The 14,195-nt window shown below is 71.3% G+C and carries 11 protein-coding genes and 1 pseudogene; 3 read left to right on the plus strand and 9 right to left on the minus strand.

The window, feature by feature from the left end:
- Positions 1 to 38 precede the first annotated feature (38 nt).
- Entirely contained in the window at positions 39 to 899 is an 861-nt protein-coding gene (locus tag ABZ854_RS27065; protein WP_361215347.1) for a hypothetical protein, read from the minus strand.
- A 337-nt stretch (positions 900 to 1,236) separates the two neighbouring features.
- Between ABZ854_RS27065 and ABZ854_RS27070 the strand changes: the two genes are divergently transcribed.
- Positions 1,237 to 2,955 (plus strand): glycoside hydrolase family 18 protein, encoded by a 1,719-nt coding sequence (locus ABZ854_RS27070; RefSeq protein WP_361215350.1) that lies wholly within the window; start codon positions 1,237 to 1,239, stop codon positions 2,953 to 2,955.
- Positions 2,956 to 3,033: 78 nt separating this feature from the next.
- Here the strand turns inward: ABZ854_RS27070 and ABZ854_RS27075 are convergent, their stop codons facing one another.
- Positions 3,034 to 4,917: an FG-GAP-like repeat-containing protein gene (locus ABZ854_RS27075; RefSeq protein ID WP_361215353.1), complete on the minus strand. Its 1,884-nt coding sequence runs from the start codon at positions 4,915 to 4,917 to the stop codon at positions 3,034 to 3,036.
- A gap of 66 nt (positions 4,918 to 4,983) precedes the next feature.
- Positions 4,984 to 5,853 carry a hypothetical protein gene (locus tag ABZ854_RS27080; RefSeq protein ID WP_361215356.1) on the minus strand — a complete coding sequence of 290 codons (870 nt, stop codon included), beginning with the start codon at positions 5,851 to 5,853 and terminating at the stop codon, positions 4,984 to 4,986.
- Positions 5,854 to 6,060: 207 nt separating this feature from the next.
- Between ABZ854_RS27080 and ABZ854_RS27085 the strand changes: the two genes are divergently transcribed.
- Complete coding sequence (locus tag ABZ854_RS27085) at positions 6,061 to 7,311, plus strand: DUF1266 domain-containing protein (RefSeq protein ID WP_361215359.1); 1,251 nt, start codon at positions 6,061 to 6,063, stop codon at positions 7,309 to 7,311.
- A gap of 38 nt (positions 7,312 to 7,349) precedes the next feature.
- On the opposite strand, the pseudogene ABZ854_RS27090 reads toward ABZ854_RS27085, so the two are convergent.
- The 6 genes and pseudogenes from ABZ854_RS27090 to ABZ854_RS27115 form a co-directional block, all read right to left on the minus strand.
- Positions 7,350 to 7,628 (minus strand): annotated as a pseudogene (locus ABZ854_RS27090) (hypothetical protein).
- Positions 7,629 to 8,087: 459 nt separating this feature from the next.
- The gene (locus tag ABZ854_RS27095; protein ID WP_361215362.1) at positions 8,088 to 8,615 is read right to left on the minus strand and encodes a hypothetical protein; all 528 of its coding nucleotides are present in this window, start codon (positions 8,613 to 8,615) and stop codon (positions 8,088 to 8,090) included.
- Between the two features lie 73 nt (positions 8,616 to 8,688).
- Positions 8,689 to 10,197, minus strand: a complete 1,509-nt coding sequence (locus ABZ854_RS27100; RefSeq protein ID WP_361215364.1) for a gluconate:H+ symporter — start codon at positions 10,195 to 10,197, stop codon at positions 8,689 to 8,691.
- A 135-nt stretch (positions 10,198 to 10,332) separates the two neighbouring features.
- Entirely contained in the window at positions 10,333 to 10,770 is a 438-nt protein-coding gene (locus ABZ854_RS27105) for a RidA family protein (protein WP_361215367.1), read from the minus strand.
- On the minus strand, positions 10,767 to 11,528 hold the full coding sequence (locus ABZ854_RS27110; protein ID WP_361215370.1) for an IclR family transcriptional regulator: 762 nt from the start codon (positions 11,526 to 11,528) through the stop codon (positions 10,767 to 10,769). Before ABZ854_RS27110 ends, ABZ854_RS27105 begins: the two co-directional genes overlap by 4 nt.
- Positions 11,525 to 12,733, minus strand: coding sequence for a PfkB family carbohydrate kinase (locus ABZ854_RS27115; RefSeq protein WP_361215372.1), 1,209 nt, complete (start codon positions 12,731 to 12,733; stop codon positions 11,525 to 11,527). The genes ABZ854_RS27110 and ABZ854_RS27115 overlap by 4 nt, the downstream gene beginning before the upstream one ends.
- 172 nt (positions 12,734 to 12,905) lie before the next feature.
- On the opposite strand from ABZ854_RS27115, the gene ABZ854_RS27120 reads away from it, so the two are divergent.
- Complete coding sequence (locus tag ABZ854_RS27120; protein ID WP_361215375.1) at positions 12,906 to 14,192, plus strand: alanine racemase; 1,287 nt, start codon at positions 12,906 to 12,908, stop codon at positions 14,190 to 14,192.
- The last annotated feature ends 3 nt before the right edge of the window (positions 14,193 to 14,195 follow it).

Below are 14,195 nucleotides of genomic sequence, written 5' to 3' on the forward strand. Positions count from 1 at the left end.
AATCGGTCGAGCGGGAAGTGGCGGGGGCGTCGGGAGGGTCAGGCGGGGGCGCGCGGTTCCAGGGCGCGGGGCGCGGGCGGGTCGTACACGGGCGGGGTGGCGGAGCAGAAGACGCAGCGGTCGCCGATGACGTCGATGCCGCACCAGTGGCAGACGGACTGGCGTACGGACGCGACGAGTTGGTACAGGACGGAGAGGTCGCCGAGGTAACTGCAGAACTCGACGATCCGGCCGGTCCCCCACCACCGCTCGGACTCGTCGGGCAGGGGTGTCTCGCGCAGGCCGTGCACGTTCCACTCCTCGGCCAGGCCGGCGAGCCACTCGGTCTGGAGCTGTCCCTTGGCGGTGAGCATCCAGGTGCTGAACTCGGGTCCCTTGAGGGTGGCTCCGTCGGCGACCTTGACGAGGTGCGGCTCCGGGTGGGCGAGGACGGCGAACTGACTGCCGGGGACCCAGGACTTGGCGTGCGCCTTGAGGCCGACGGACACCCGGTCCAGCCGGGCGACGGAGCCGAGGACGGCGCCGGCGTGGAGGTAGTGGGTGAGCAGCCGGCCGGCGGAGGCGAGCACGCCGGGGCCGATGTCGCAGGACGCGAGCTGGCGCAGCTGGCGGGCGAGGACGGCGACGGCTAGCGGCGGCAACTCGGGCCGGAACAGGGCGATGCGGTCGCTCTCCAGGAGGGCGCGCAGGGTGTACAGCCGTCGTACGACCGGCTCCGGGGTCGCCTGGGAGCAGAGGACGACGACATGGCCGTAGCTCTCGACGAGTCCGTGGAGTTCGGCGAGGGCGTGGTCCAGGGGTCGCTGGTCGAGGCCGCTCAGCACGACGGCGGGCACGGTCCGCTCGTCCTGGGCCGGCAGTGCCAGGTCGGCACTGGTCACGGCAATGGCAGTTGGCACGCGCAGCTCCCCGCTACTTCACACCCCTCGGCCCGTCGGCTGTCACGCGGCCGGGCCTGGACGACTTCACTGCGTGACTACCTGAGCACTGTATCCACGCCCCGATGACCGGAGAACAGCGTTTGTGTAGCTCGCGTGGAACTCTCTGGGGGCAAGTCCCGCCAAAACCGGACAGGTTGAGCATCGGGGCGGAGATGGTTTTGGTCTGGACCTCTTGACAGCGAGATTGGTCTGGACCAACTTGTAGTTCGTCTCAAGGAACCTCTCCCCGCACGATTCCCTGCCCCACTCCCTGCCTACTTCCCCACCGGAGGCCCCAGTGGACCGCGTGTCAGGCATGCCCGGACTGCCCAGACCACCCCGCAGACGACGGATCGGCATGTGGTCGGCGGCCACCGCGCTGGCCCTCTCGGTCGCGGGCCTCGCCGCGACCCCCGCCGCCGCGGCGGACGTCAACAACGCCACGAACGCCGGCTTCGAGTCGGGCCTGTCCGGCTGGACCTGCTCGGCGGGCAGCGGTACGACCGTCTCCTCCCCGGTGCATGCCGGCAGCTCGGCCCTCAAGGCGACCCCGGCCGGCCAGGACGACGCCCAGTGCAGCCAGACGGTCGCGGTCAAGCCCAACTCGACGTACACGCTGAGCGCGTGGGTCCAGGGCGCCTACACCTACCTGGGCGTGACAGGCACGGGCACCACGGACGTCTCGACGTGGACGCCGGACGCCTCCACCTGGAAGCAGCTCTCCACGAGCTTCACCACCGGCTCCTCGACCACCTCGGTCACGGTCTACACCCACGGCTGGTACGGCCAGCCGGCGTACTACGCGGACGACGTCTCGGTCTACGGCCCCGACGGCGGCGGAGGCGGCGACCCGTCCCCCACTCTCCCGGCCGCGCCCTCCGGTCTGAAGGCCACCGGCACAACGTCCTCCTCGGTCTCCCTCTCCTGGAACACCGTCTCCGGCGCGACCGGCTACAACGTCTACCGCGACGGCAGCAAGGTGACGGCGGTGTCCGGCACCTCGGCCACGGTCGCCGGGCTGACGGCCTCCACGTCCTACTCCTTCCAGGTCACGGCGACCAACGCGGCCGGTGAGTCGGCGAAGTCGGCGGCGGTCTCGGCGACGACGTCCCCGACCGGCGGCGGAGGCGGCGACGGCGGTGGCGGCACGCTGCCCAAGCACGCCGTGACCGGCTACTGGCAGAACTTCAACAACGGCGCCACCGTCCAGAAGCTGTCCGACGTCCAGTCGGCGTACGACATCATCGCCGTGGCCTTCGCCGACGCGACGACGACCCCGGGCGCGGTGTCCTTCACCCTCGACTCCAAGGGCCTGAACGGCTACACCGTCGACCAGTTCAAGGCGGACATCCAGGCCAAGCACGCGGCCGGCAAGAAGGTGATCATCTCCATCGGCGGCCAGAACGGCACGGTGTCCATCAGCGACTCCACGTCGGCGGCGAACTTCGCCAACTCCGTCTACTCCCTGATGCAGACGTACGGCTTCGACGGCGTCGACATCGACCTGGAGAACGGCATCAACCCGACCTACATGACGCAGGCGCTGCGCTCCCTGTCGGCGAAGGCGGGCCCGAACCTGGTCATCACCATGGCCCCGCAGACGATCGACATGCAGTCCACGTCCGCCGGCTACTTCCAGACCGCCCTGAACATCAAGGACATCCTGACCGTCGTCAACACCCAGTACTACAACAGCGGTTCCATGCTGGGCTGCGACGGCAAGGTCTACAGCCAGGGCACGGTCGACTTCCTCACCGCCCTCGCCTGCATCCAGCTCCAGGGCGGCCTCTCCCCCTCCCAGGTGGGCCTCGGCCTCCCGGCCTCCACCAGCGGCGCCGGCAGCGGCTACGTCTCCCCGACCGTGGTCAACAACGCCCTGGACTGCCTGAGCAAGGGCACCAACTGCGGCACCTTCAAGCCGTCCAAGACCTACCCGGACCTGCGCGGCGCGATGACCTGGTCGACCAACTGGGACGCCACGGCGGGCAACGCGTGGTCCAACTCGGTGGGCGCGCACGTACACGCGATGCCGTAGCGGTAGCGCTCCGCTCGACTCCTGCCGACAGAGCGACGCCCGGGCCCCTCCCTCTGGGGGCCCGGGCGTTGTCGTGCGTCATGCCCGCGGGACCAGGTTGTGTTCCGGGCCGAGGTGGTCGGCTCGGGTGTCGGGGTACATCGTGGTCTCGCCGTCCGACCAGCGGATGACGAGGTCGTCGGTGCGGTGGTTCGACGTGAAGTCGCCGGTGGTCATCACCGTGTCATGGGTCCAGAGCTTGTTGGGGTTCAGGATGCGCCGTTCCGTGCCGAGGCCCGAGGTGGTGGTGCCGACGTAGTTGTCGAGCTCGCCGTCGGTCCAGCGCACCATGAGGTCCCACTTCTGGTGGCCGGAGTACTCGCCGGCGGTGAGGAGGGTGGCGTTCTTCCAGGTGCCGTTGGGCTTCTCGAGCTGGTGCTCCTTGCCGAACGTACCGGCGCCGACCCCGGTGTAGAGGGTGACCTCCCCGTCGGCCCAGCGGACCATCAGGTCGGTGACGTACTTGGTCGCCGCGAATCGGCCGGCCGCGATCTGGGTCGCGTTCGTCCAGGTCTTGTTGGGCTTGATCATCTGGGTGCCGGCCCAGTCGAGGCCCCGGGAGCCGACGTCCCCGTACAGGGTCACCTCTCCGTCGGCCCAGCGGACCATCAGGTCGAATTTGTTCGAACCGGTGAAGTCACCGGCTGTGATGGTCCTGGCTTTCGTCCAGGCGGAGTTGGCGGCCAGCAGTCGCCGCTCGCTGTCGAAGCCGCCGTTGCCGTCGCTGTCGTAGAGCGTGACCTCGCCGTCCGACCACACCACGATCATGTCGCTACGGCCCTTGCCCTTGAAGTCGCCCGACGCCATCAGGGCGGCGTGCTGCCAGGTCCGGCCGCCGCCCATCGAGTACGGAAGCGGCGGTTGCACGTAGGGGTCGGGGCGCTTGACCGCCCGGTTCTTCTTCGCGTCGTCGTACAGCCGGAAGAACTGGTCGCCGTGGACCGGACTGTAGGTGAGCCAGTCGACGTTGGCGTCGTTGCCGCCGCCGTTGTAGCCGCCCACGTTGCCGATGATGTCGCCGGTGCCCTTGGCCCAGTCGACCTTGGAGAACCAGGGGCCGCCGGAGGTGCCGCCGTACATGCCGTGGCAGACGGCCTGGATCTGGTAGAGGTGGGGCAGCGCCCAGGTCTGGGTGGGGCAGCGGACGGCCCGGTCCGCCGAGTCGTGTGCCTTCTTGGGGTAGCCGACCATCGTCACGTTGTCGTTGAACGAGGGCGTGCGCACGAGCCGGTTGGCGCCGCCCACCGCGTTCTGAACCTTCGCGCCTTTGGACGAGTCGGCGAGTGCCGCGAAGGAGAAGTCCAGATCGGACGTCCGGTCCTTCGTGTTCGGGCGGTCGTACCGAGGGTCGGTGAACCACTTGTCGACGCGGAAGAACCCGTAGTGCTGCGCGGCCAGCGTCTTGGAGTTGTCGTAGTTCGGGACGAACACGGAATGATGCCCGCCGCCGCAGTGGGCCGCGGTGAGGATCAGGTTGTGGCCCGGGCTGTCCACGACGCTCGCGGTGCAGGAGTGCGCGCGCAACTCCCCCGTCGTCGGCTCCTCCTTGTACGAGAAGAGCACGCCGACGGACTTGACGCCCGGGAAGTGCTCCACGGTGATGCCGGCGGCGGAACCGCTGCCCCGGAGCGTGGACTTCGGGGGCGTCGTGCCCTGGCCCCGCGGCACCGACGGCCGTGCGGGGTCGGTCGCGGAGGCCATGCGGGCGGGAGTCCAGAACCGGATCGCGTCCGCGTCGGTCCAGCCGGGGTCGGGGGTGCCGGTACGGCCGGTCGGGGCCGCCGGGGCGGTGGAGCGCGCGGTCCCGGTGCCGGGGCCGGCGTCCGCGTGCGCGGGGCCGACCGCGGCCGGCAGACACACGGTGACGCTCGCCGCCACGACCGCTGCTCGGCGTATTCGATGGTGCAGGCTACGCAAGGTCATCCTTCTGCGTCAGGAGGTGGCGGCACCCGGCCCGAACGGACCGAGGGGCCGCGAGGGAGTTGCTTCTCAGGAGGCGCCGGCGGTCTTCCGCCGCCTGCGCCACACGACGAATCCCACGCCGGCGACCACTACCGCCGCCGCGGCGGCGCCGCCGACCACCGGCCAGGAACCGGCGTCGTCGTGGGCGGCGGCCTCCCCGGCCACGATCACCTTCTGGACGATGGCCTGGCGCCCGGAGCGGCCTGCCACGGTCATGTCGTACTCGCCGGGCGGAAGGTCGTCCGGCACCTGGGCGCGCCCCTGGTAGACGGTGGCGCCGTCATCGCCGAGGCAGCGGTCCAGGCCGACGCCCCCCTCCTTCAGGTGCACGGCGTGCCGGAACGCCCGTGAGGTGACGGTCGGTTCGCCGGTGGCCGTGTCCGTCGGCTCCAGGGTCAGCACGACATAGGCGTCACGGCCGGGCCGCACGAAGGTGGGGGTGCTGTCGCACGCCGGTGCGTCGGTCGGGTAGACGACGAAGCGGCGCTGCGGCGTCGCGTGCCGCGCGGTCACGGTGAGCCGGGTGGTGGCGACGACATGGCCGTCGGCCTTCGCGGTGACCGGATAGGTTCCCGGGGCGATGTCGTCGCGGGTGCCCACCGCGGGCATCGAGTCCTTCTCGACGAAGAAGCCCTGTACGCCCTTCGCCGGGACGAGCTGGACCGGCGCGTCGAGTGCCGGCGAACTCACGACCAGTTTGTCCGTCCCGGCATGCACGTTCCACGCGGAGAACTCGACTTCGCCACCGACCGTGATCTCCGTGAGCGGACCGGAATACGTCAGCCTGGGCGCGCCGTCGTCGGCAAGTGCCGTCGCGGGGGTGCCGCTCAGTACCGCCGCCGCGAGCACGGCTGTGGCGCCGGCCCGGGCCGCCCGGCGGCCAGGGATCTTCTTCACGTCTGTTCCCTCCGTAGATCCGGCCGCCGCCCGTGCTCCGACGCTGGTCAGGCGTCGCGGGAACGACCAATCGGAGGTCACCCTATGCGCGGGGCTCGTCCAAGAGCCACGGAGATACACCTCACGCGGAGGCGGTGAACCCTGGTCGATAGCGTGATCAGGCACGACAAGTCGTCGTTGACACCGACAGGTTGAAGAGGACAGCACATGTCGTTCGGCCCGCCGCCCGCCGCATTCGGGCCTGCCGCGCCGCCGGCCTGGACGCCGCCGTCGCAGATCGAGCAGGCGTTGCTGGAGGCCAAGTCGCGGGAGGACTGGACGGCCTACTTCAACGCCCTCGCGGACACCAGGCTGTACTTCGAGATACGGCGCGACGGCGCGGACGCCGAACCGCGCAAGACCATCCCCGTGTTCGGGCACGACCCCCGGGTGCCCGGCGTCCGGATCTGGCCCGTGTTCACCGAGGGCATGCTGCCCGCGCCGGACCCGCACCGGGTGCTCGACTGGCAAAGCCTCGGCTGGTTCGCCCGGGTGTGGCAGCCGAGCGATCCCGCGATGATCGTGGTCAACCCGGGCAGCCCGTGCGAGGCGTTCCTGCCCAGCGCCCCGCCCCACTCCGGCGCGTGGTCCCAGCACCGGTCGCAGGGTCCCGTGAACCGGCCGAGGGTGCGGACGATCCGGTTCGGCGGCCCGCTGAAGGGCCCCGTCGCACACGGGCTCGCCTGCGGTGCGCTCCTGATCGTGCGCTACGGATTCCCCTGGAACGCGATGGCCCACCACGGCAACGGGTACCCCCTCGAACGCAGCGCCCTGCAGGAGTGGTGGGGCGTCGGCAGCCGGGAGGAGTGGCAGGAACAGCAGGGCTCCCTTCTCGACCCGGACGGCGCCAACCCCGTCTGGGAGTTCGCCCTGAACGTGCGCCGCACCATCGCCCGTGACTTCGGCGGCCACGTCGACACCGCGTACTGGCGTGACGCTGTCGCCCGGATACTCCGGGACCGCGCCGAGGGCCGGACCGTCCTGACCCCGGACGGGGTCACCACCACCCCCACCGTCCCGGAGGCCGAGACCGAGGCGCGCATCAAGGGCGTCCAGCACCTCATCGGCCGTATCACCCGCTACGAGGCCCGCTTCCGGGCCGACGGCATCCTCGACGAGAACCGGTTCGTGACCTCCGTCGACGCCTGGAACTTCGGCCGCGCCTCCGGCATGGCCCGCTGGGGCCTGGCCTCCCGCTACTGCTCCCTGCCGGAAGCCGAGAGGGCTGTGATCGAGGCCGGCCGGCTCTCGGCGAGGTCCTACAAGTCCTGGCGCGACTTCGCCGCCGGCTACATCCTCGGCCGCTGCCTCCACTTCGACGACGAGGAGTTCGGCACGTGGTACACGGACGTGGCCGACCTCCACCAACTCCTGATGTCGGACCCGGACAGCCCCTGGCTGACACTTCCGTTCCACTGAACCCGGTGGACGGGGGCGCTCGGACGCAGATCACCGAGCTAGGCGGTGGTGAGCCGTGCCCACGCGAACTTGCCCCGCTTGCCGAACCCCGCCGAGGGCTGCCAGCCCCAGTAGTCGGCGCATGCCTTGACCATTGCGGCGCACCCTGAGCGCGGCCGGCCCCTTCGTGTGCCGTACGGCGTTGGGCACAGCTCCGCCGCGAGGAGTTCGGCGGTGTCGACGAGCCCGATCAGGCCGTGCAGGGTCAGGATCAGACGCAGGGTGCGACGGGAGACGGTCACTGCCGGTGCGGTCCGCCGCGTCGGCGGGAGCCACACGTACCCGTGCCCACCGGTACGGGTGGGACGTGTCGCCGGCTCCGGTCAGCAGGACCGGCTAGGTGCCGGGCGTGCGTCGCAGGCGATGGTGTGCAGCGGGAGCGAGGCCGCCGGCACGGCGGGGCGAGGCCGAACCGGCCGAGGGGCAGCAGGGGCGGAAGCGCCGACCACGCGGCCCTGAGGATGCGCACGATCGCCTCGCCTGTCCGCTGCTTGACGTTCCTCAGCAACGCCGCTGTGCGGAAACGCTGTACTGGACGGCGGACCGGACCATCGGCGAGTTCTCGGGGAACCAGAAGTGGGACCTCATGGTGCGGTGGACAGACGGTGAACTCGACCACGGACGACCTCGTCATCCGCTGGTCGGACGGTGAGACCAGCATGCACACGGACACCCTCGCCGACAGGCTCGGTACCGAGCACATGCTGGTCGCCCCGACGTCGTGAGCGGCCGAGAAGTCAGGCCTCCTCGAAGTACGCGTCCAGGACCGCGTCCAGTTGTTCGTCCCACTCCTTGAAGCGGGAGCGGGCCGGGGCCTCGATCTCGATCGGGAACCAGCGGCGGTCCGGGGTGTGCACCGTGACGGTGTAGCGCTTGCCGAAGCGGGGGGACTCCGTCTCGACCGCGGCGATCTCGTCCCAGCGGAACTCGCAGTCCTCCTCGTCGAGACGGAGGCGGACACCCCGGCCGTCGGCCGTGATCCGGGCCCTGCGGTCCGCGGCCTCGAAGACGGGACCGTCGGCGGCGTCGCCGGAGTTCTCCTCGGAGGTGTCCTCGGAGGTCTCCTCGGTGGCCTCCGGCGAGTCCTCCTTGGCGTCCGTCGGCTCGGGTGCGGGCTCCCGCCCGGGCTCCTCGGCAGGGGTCGGCTCCGCCTCGTCCTTCGGCTCCTGGGCCGTCAGCCCGGGGATGAAAGCCGGGTCGAATCCGGCGCCCTCGACGGGCGCGCCCTTCAGGGGCTCGTTGCTCGATCCTATGCGCTGGTCCACGGCGGCAGTATGGACGACTTCCCTGTGCCGGAACCAGTCAGCCCGGCCATCCCACGTTTCACTGACGTCACATTCACACGAAGACACTCACCACGCCCGCCACCACGAAGCCCGCGACGGACAGCACCGATTCCAGGACCGTCCAGGTCTTCAGCGTGTCGCGTTCGCTGATGCCGAAGTACTTGGCGACCATCCAGAAGCCGCCGTCGTTGACGTGCGACGCGAAGATCGAGCCCGCCGAGACGGCCATGATGACGAGGGCGGCGTACGCCTGGGAGTGGTGTCCCTCGGAGAGCAGGGGCGCCACGATGCCGGCCGTCGTCACGATGGCCACCGTCGCAGAGCCCTGGGCCACCCGGAGGACCAGGGAGATCAGGTACGACAGCACGAGCACCGGCAGGCCCACGCCGTGGAAGGTGTCCGAGAGCGCCTGTGCGATCGCGCTCGCCTTCAGGACGGCGCCGAAGACCCCGCCCGCGCCGACCACCAGCAGGATGTTGCCCACCGGTTTCAGCGACGCCGTCGAGACCGTCTCCAGCGACTTGCGGGACCAGCCGCGCCGGATGCCGAGCAGGTAGTAGGCGAGGAGGAGGGCGAGGGTGAGGGCCACGAAGGGGTGGCCGACGAACTCCAGCACGGAGCGGGTGGTGGAGGGGTCGAGCGCGACCGAGGAGAAGGTGGCGGCCAGGATCAGGACGAGCGGCGTACCGATGATGCCCAGGACCACGGTGAGCGGCACCGGCCGTTCCTGTCGTTCCCCGGCCTCGGGCTCCCCCGGCCCCACCGCCGTACCGCGTTGCTCCGCCCGTACCGCCCGCTTGGCCTCCGCCGCCGCCTCGACCATGTCCTGCGGTACGTCGACGTGGATCCGCTTGCCGATCCAGGCGGCGTAGGCCCAGGCGGCGAGCACGGCGGGGAGGCCGCAGACGATGCCCATGAGGACGATCCAGCCGAGCTGGACGTGCAGCAGGCCCGCGGCGGCGACCGGGCCGGGGTGCGGGGGCAGGAAGGCGTGCGTCATGGAGAGACCGGCGAGGAGCGGGAGGCAGTACAGCAGGATGGACCTGCCCGAGCGCTTCGCCGCCGCGTAGACGATCGGGGCCAGCACGAAGATGCCGACGTCGAAGAAGACCGGTATGCCGAAGATCAGCCCCGTCAGCCCCATGGCGAGGGGGGCACGCCGCTCCCCGAACAGGCCGAGCAGCCGCGAGGCCAACACCTCGGCGCCGCCGCTCACTTCGAGGATCGCACCGAGCATCGTGCCGAGGCCGATGATGATGGCGACGTGGCCGAGGATGCCGCCCATGCCGGACTCGATGGTGGAGACGGCGTCCGAGCGCTGCACGGTGCCGAAGAGTTCGGTGACCGACAGTCCCGCCAGCAGGCCGACGGTGATGGAGACGGCGAGCAGCGCCACGAACGGCTGGAGCCGGACCTTGATGATCAGGTAGAGCAGCAGGGCTATGCCGAGGGCGGCGACCGTGAGGAGGCCGGGCGTGCCGTCCACGAGGAGGAGCAGGCCGCCGGTGTGGGGCGGTGCCGGGGGTGCGGGGGCCGCGGCGAGCGGAAGGGGAAGGGGCATCGGGGGTCCTCGGGGTAAGTGCATCGTGCTTTCGGGCAGGGGGGATCGCGGCACGGCGCCCCGGAGGGTGCCGTGCCGCGTGCGATGTGCGGAGGTGCTGGTGCCAGCGCTGGTGCTACGGGGAGACGCGCGGGGTCAGCCGAGTACGGCGAGGGCGTCGATCTCGATGAGGAGGCCGGCCGGGAGACCGACGTAGACGGTGGTGCGGGCGGCGGGCGGCTGGGTGAGGCCCTGCTCCTCGAAGTACCGGTTGTAGAGGTCGTTCATCTCGGCGAAGTGGTCGACGTCCGTCAGATAGACGCGGATCATCATCACGTCGTCCCAGGTCGCGCCGCCCTCTTCGAGGATCGCGCGGACGTTGGCGAGGGTCTGCGGGGTCTGCTCGCGCAGGGTGGGGCCGGCGGGGGTGGGCGGCTTGCCCTCCTCGGCGGGCAGGAAGCCGACCTGGCCGGCGACCTGGAGGAGGTTGCCCTTCCGGACGCCGTGGGAGAACTTCGCGGGCGGGGTGGTGTGGGTGCTGGGGGTCAGGGCGACCTTGACCGTCGTGGCCGGTTCGGGTGTCGCGTCCGTCATTCGGGGTTCCTTACTGGTGTTCTGCCGGAGTACTCGCCGCTGATCTCGTCCGCGGTACGGCGGACCTGCGGGAGGAGGGTGAGGAGTTCCTCGGCGGTGACGACGACGTTCGGCGCGGAGACCGACATCGCGGCGACCACCCGGCCGTCGGCGCCGCGCACGGGGGCCGCGACGCAGTTGATGGACTCCTCGTGGCCGCCGAGGTCGGTGGCCCAGCCCTGTTCGCGGACCTGCGCCAGCTCCTTGAGGAAGGCGGCGGCGTTCGGTGTCGAACGGGGCGTGTACGTGGGGTAGTCGAGCTTCTCGGCCACCGCGCGGCGCTCGGGTTCGGGGAGGTCGGCGAGGAGGAGCTTCGCCACGGCGGCCACGGTGATCGCGACCGGTTTGCCGATCCTGGAGTACATGCGGACCGGGTAGCGGCTCTCCACCTTGTCGATGTAGAGGACGTCGCCCTCCTCGTACACGGCGAGGTGGACGGTGTGGCCGCACCGCTCGCCCAGGCGGGCCAGGTGGGGGTGGGCGATCTCGCGGACGTCGAGGTTCTCCATCGCCTCCTGGGCGAGGGCGAAGAGGCGGGCGCCGAGGCGGTAGCGCTGATCGGACTGGCGGTAGACCAGGCCGTGTTCGTGGAGGGTGCGCAGGAGGCGCAGGGCCGTGGACTTGTGGACGCCGAGGCGGTCGGCGACCCGGCCGAGGTCCGCGGGGCCCTCGGCGAGCAGGGGCAGGATGCTCAGGGCGCGGTCGACGGTCTGGCTCATGGTGTGCGTGCCTCCTCCGGTGCGGCCGGCCGGGGTGCCGGGTGGTCGGCTTGGGTCCAGCCGGGGCCGAGTCGAAGTCTCTCCCATGCGGGGGTGTCGAGGGCGGTGAGGCGGTCGGCGTGGTCGCGGGTGGGGGGTGCGGCGAGGTCGCCGGGGGTGGTGAGGGCGGCTGCGGCGTAGAGGTGGCCGAGGCGGAGGCGGGTGGGGAGGGGGAGGTCGCGGAGGGTGCCGGAGAGGACGCCGGCGGCGAAGGCGTCTCCCGCGCCGGGGGCTGCTACGACGCTGACTTCGGGCGCCTGAACAGTGAGCGGGGCTGCTGTGGGCCGGGGGTGGGTCGCGCCACTCGGCACGGTGGACTCCGTCGGGGTCGGCCGGGGGTGGGCCGCGCGACTCGGCGCCGGCGAGGTGCCGTCCGCGCCCACCCGTGCCGCCTGGGGGTCCCCCCAGGCGATCAAGGCACTGGGGGAGGCACGACTGCCCGCGGATCGATGACGTGGTGCGGCTGCGTAGGCCGTCGCGCCCCTTGCTCCCTGCTTCACCACCAACAGGGGCGGTTCGGGGAGTAGGGATCGGATTTCGGCGGGGCCGCCTGTCACGCCCCAAAGCTGCTCTGCCTCGTCCTCGCCGATGAAGACGATGTCGGCGCGGCGGGCCAGGGTGAGGAGGAGGCCGGTGTCGGAGGGGGTGGGCCAAAGGGCGGGGCGGTAGTTGATGTCGAAGGAGATCAGGGGGCGGCCGGGGGCCGGGGAGGTCAGGTCCGTCAGCAGGGCCCGGCACTCGGGCGACAGCGCTGCCGTGATGCCGGTCAGGTGGAGGATCCGGGCCGCGCGGACCGCACGGAGGTCGACCGTGGCCGGGGACATCGCCGAGGCCGCCGAGCCCGTGCGGTAGTACGCCACCTCGTGGGTGCCGTCCGCGCGGTCGCCGGCGGTGCGGAAGTAGACGCCGGTCGGGCGGGCCGGGTCCCGGACGACGTGGCCGGTGTCGACGCCGTACGAGCCGATCTCCGACACCAGGTGGTCGCCGAAGCCGTCGGCCCCGACCCTGCTGACCCACCGGACGGTGTGCCCGGCGGACGCCAGCACGCAGGCCACGTTGGACTCCGCGCCGCCGATGGCGCGGTCGAAGGAGGGCACGTCGGCGAGGCGGCCGGGCCGGGTGGGGACGAACGTGACCATGGACTCGCCGAGCGTCACGACGTCCACCACCTCGGGGGCGCAAGCAGCGCAGTAAGGAGCGTTAACGATGATGACTCCTTTCGGCACGGTGCCGTTGACCGGGTGTCGGCGAGATGCTAGACACCACAGAGCAGGCCATGCAATGCACGTTGCACATGACGCAACGCACACCGCAACGCAGATATCGGAGAGGGGTTCCATGCGCTCCACGCACACCACCGCGGTCGCGCTCGCCCGGCTGGCCGGGGAACTGGTCGGCCACCGCTTCAAGGGCCTCCCGCCGGACGCCGCCGGACTGACCGTCGGCGAGCTGGCCGCCCAGCGTCGCAACCTCTTCGACCCGGCGAGCGGCTTCACCACCCCCGTCCTCGCGTTGTCCGCCGAGCGGCTGGAGCACAACCTCGCGCTCATGGAGTCGTACGCGGCCCGGCACGGTCTGTCCTTCGCGCCGCACGGCAAGACCTCCATGGCCCCGCGGCTGTTCCAGCGGCAGATCGAGCACGGGGCGTGGGGCATCACCCTCGCCGTGCCCCACCAGGTGCGGGTGGCACGGGAGTTCGGGATCCAGCGGGTCTTCCTCGGCAACGAGCTGGTGGACGCGGCCGCGCTGCGCTGGATCGCCGGCGAGCTGGCCGCCGACCCGGAGTTCCGCTTCGTCTGCTACGTCGACTCCGTGCGCGGGGTGGAACTGATGGACGCGGCCCTGCACGGCGCGGCCCGGCCGGTGGACGTCGTCGTGGAACTGGGTGCGGGCGAGGGCGCGCGGACCGGGGTGCGGACGGAGGCGGAGGCCGCGGCCGTCGCGGACGCGGTGGCGGGCGTCAAGACGCTGCGGCTGGTGGGCGTGGCGGGGTACGAGGCCCAGGTGCCCGGCGCCGGCCCGGAGTCGGTGCGGGGCTGGCTGGAGCGGCTGGTGGCGCTCGCCGTCGAGTTCGACAAGGCCGGCCGGTTCGCGGGCGCCGGGGAGATCGTGGTGAGCGCCGGCGGCAGCGAGTGGTTCGACGCCGTCGCCGAGGTGTTCGCCGGCATTCCCGCCATGTCCCTCCCGGTGCTGAAGCTGCTGCGCTCGGGGGCGTACGTCTCGCACGACGACCTGCACTACCGCCGGCTGACCCCGTTCAACCGGGTGCCCGAGGAGGGCGCGCTGGAGCCGGCGTTCCGGCTGTGGGCGCAGGTCGTCTCGCGGCCCTCCCCCGGCCAGGCCTTCGTCAACGCGGGCAAGCGCGACGCCGCCTACGACCTCGGCGACCCGGTGGCCCAGGTGGTGCGCCGGGACGGCACCGAGCGGCAGGCGACCGGCATCGAGGTGACCGCCTTCTCCGACCAGCACCTCTGGCTCGGCACCGGCCCCGGGGCGGACGTCGAGGTAGGGGACTGGGTCGGCTTCGGTCTGTCCCACCCGTGCACGATCTTCGACAAGTGGCAGCTGATCCCGCTGGCCGAGGCCGACGGCACGGTGGTGGACTACATCCGTACGTTCTTCTAGGGC

The organism is Streptomyces sp. NPDC047028 (assembly GCF_040644095.1).
In the GTDB taxonomy this organism is placed as follows: domain Bacteria; phylum Actinomycetota; class Actinomycetes; order Streptomycetales; family Streptomycetaceae; genus Streptomyces.

Excerpts from the sequence above, each read along its gene's own strand:
- ABZ854_RS27070 (WP_361215350.1), top strand. The coding sequence starts at position 1,237 with ATGCCCGGACTGCCCAGACCACCCCGCAGACGACGGATCGGCATGTGG.
- ABZ854_RS27075 (WP_361215353.1), bottom strand. The coding sequence starts at position 4,917 with ATGACCTTGCGTAGCCTGCACCATCGAATACGCCGAGCAGCGGTCGTG.
- ABZ854_RS27085 (WP_361215359.1), top strand. The coding sequence starts at position 6,061 with ATGTCGTTCGGCCCGCCGCCCGCCGCATTCGGGCCTGCCGCGCCGCCG.
- ABZ854_RS27100 (WP_361215364.1), bottom strand. The coding sequence starts at position 10,197 with ATGCCCCTTCCCCTTCCGCTCGCCGCGGCCCCCGCACCCCCGGCACCG.
- ABZ854_RS27105 (WP_361215367.1), bottom strand. The coding sequence starts at position 10,770 with ATGACGGACGCGACACCCGAACCGGCCACGACGGTCAAGGTCGCCCTG.
- ABZ854_RS27110 (WP_361215370.1), bottom strand. The coding sequence starts at position 11,528 with ATGAGCCAGACCGTCGACCGCGCCCTGAGCATCCTGCCCCTGCTCGCC.
- ABZ854_RS27120 (WP_361215375.1), top strand. The coding sequence starts at position 12,906 with ATGCGCTCCACGCACACCACCGCGGTCGCGCTCGCCCGGCTGGCCGGG.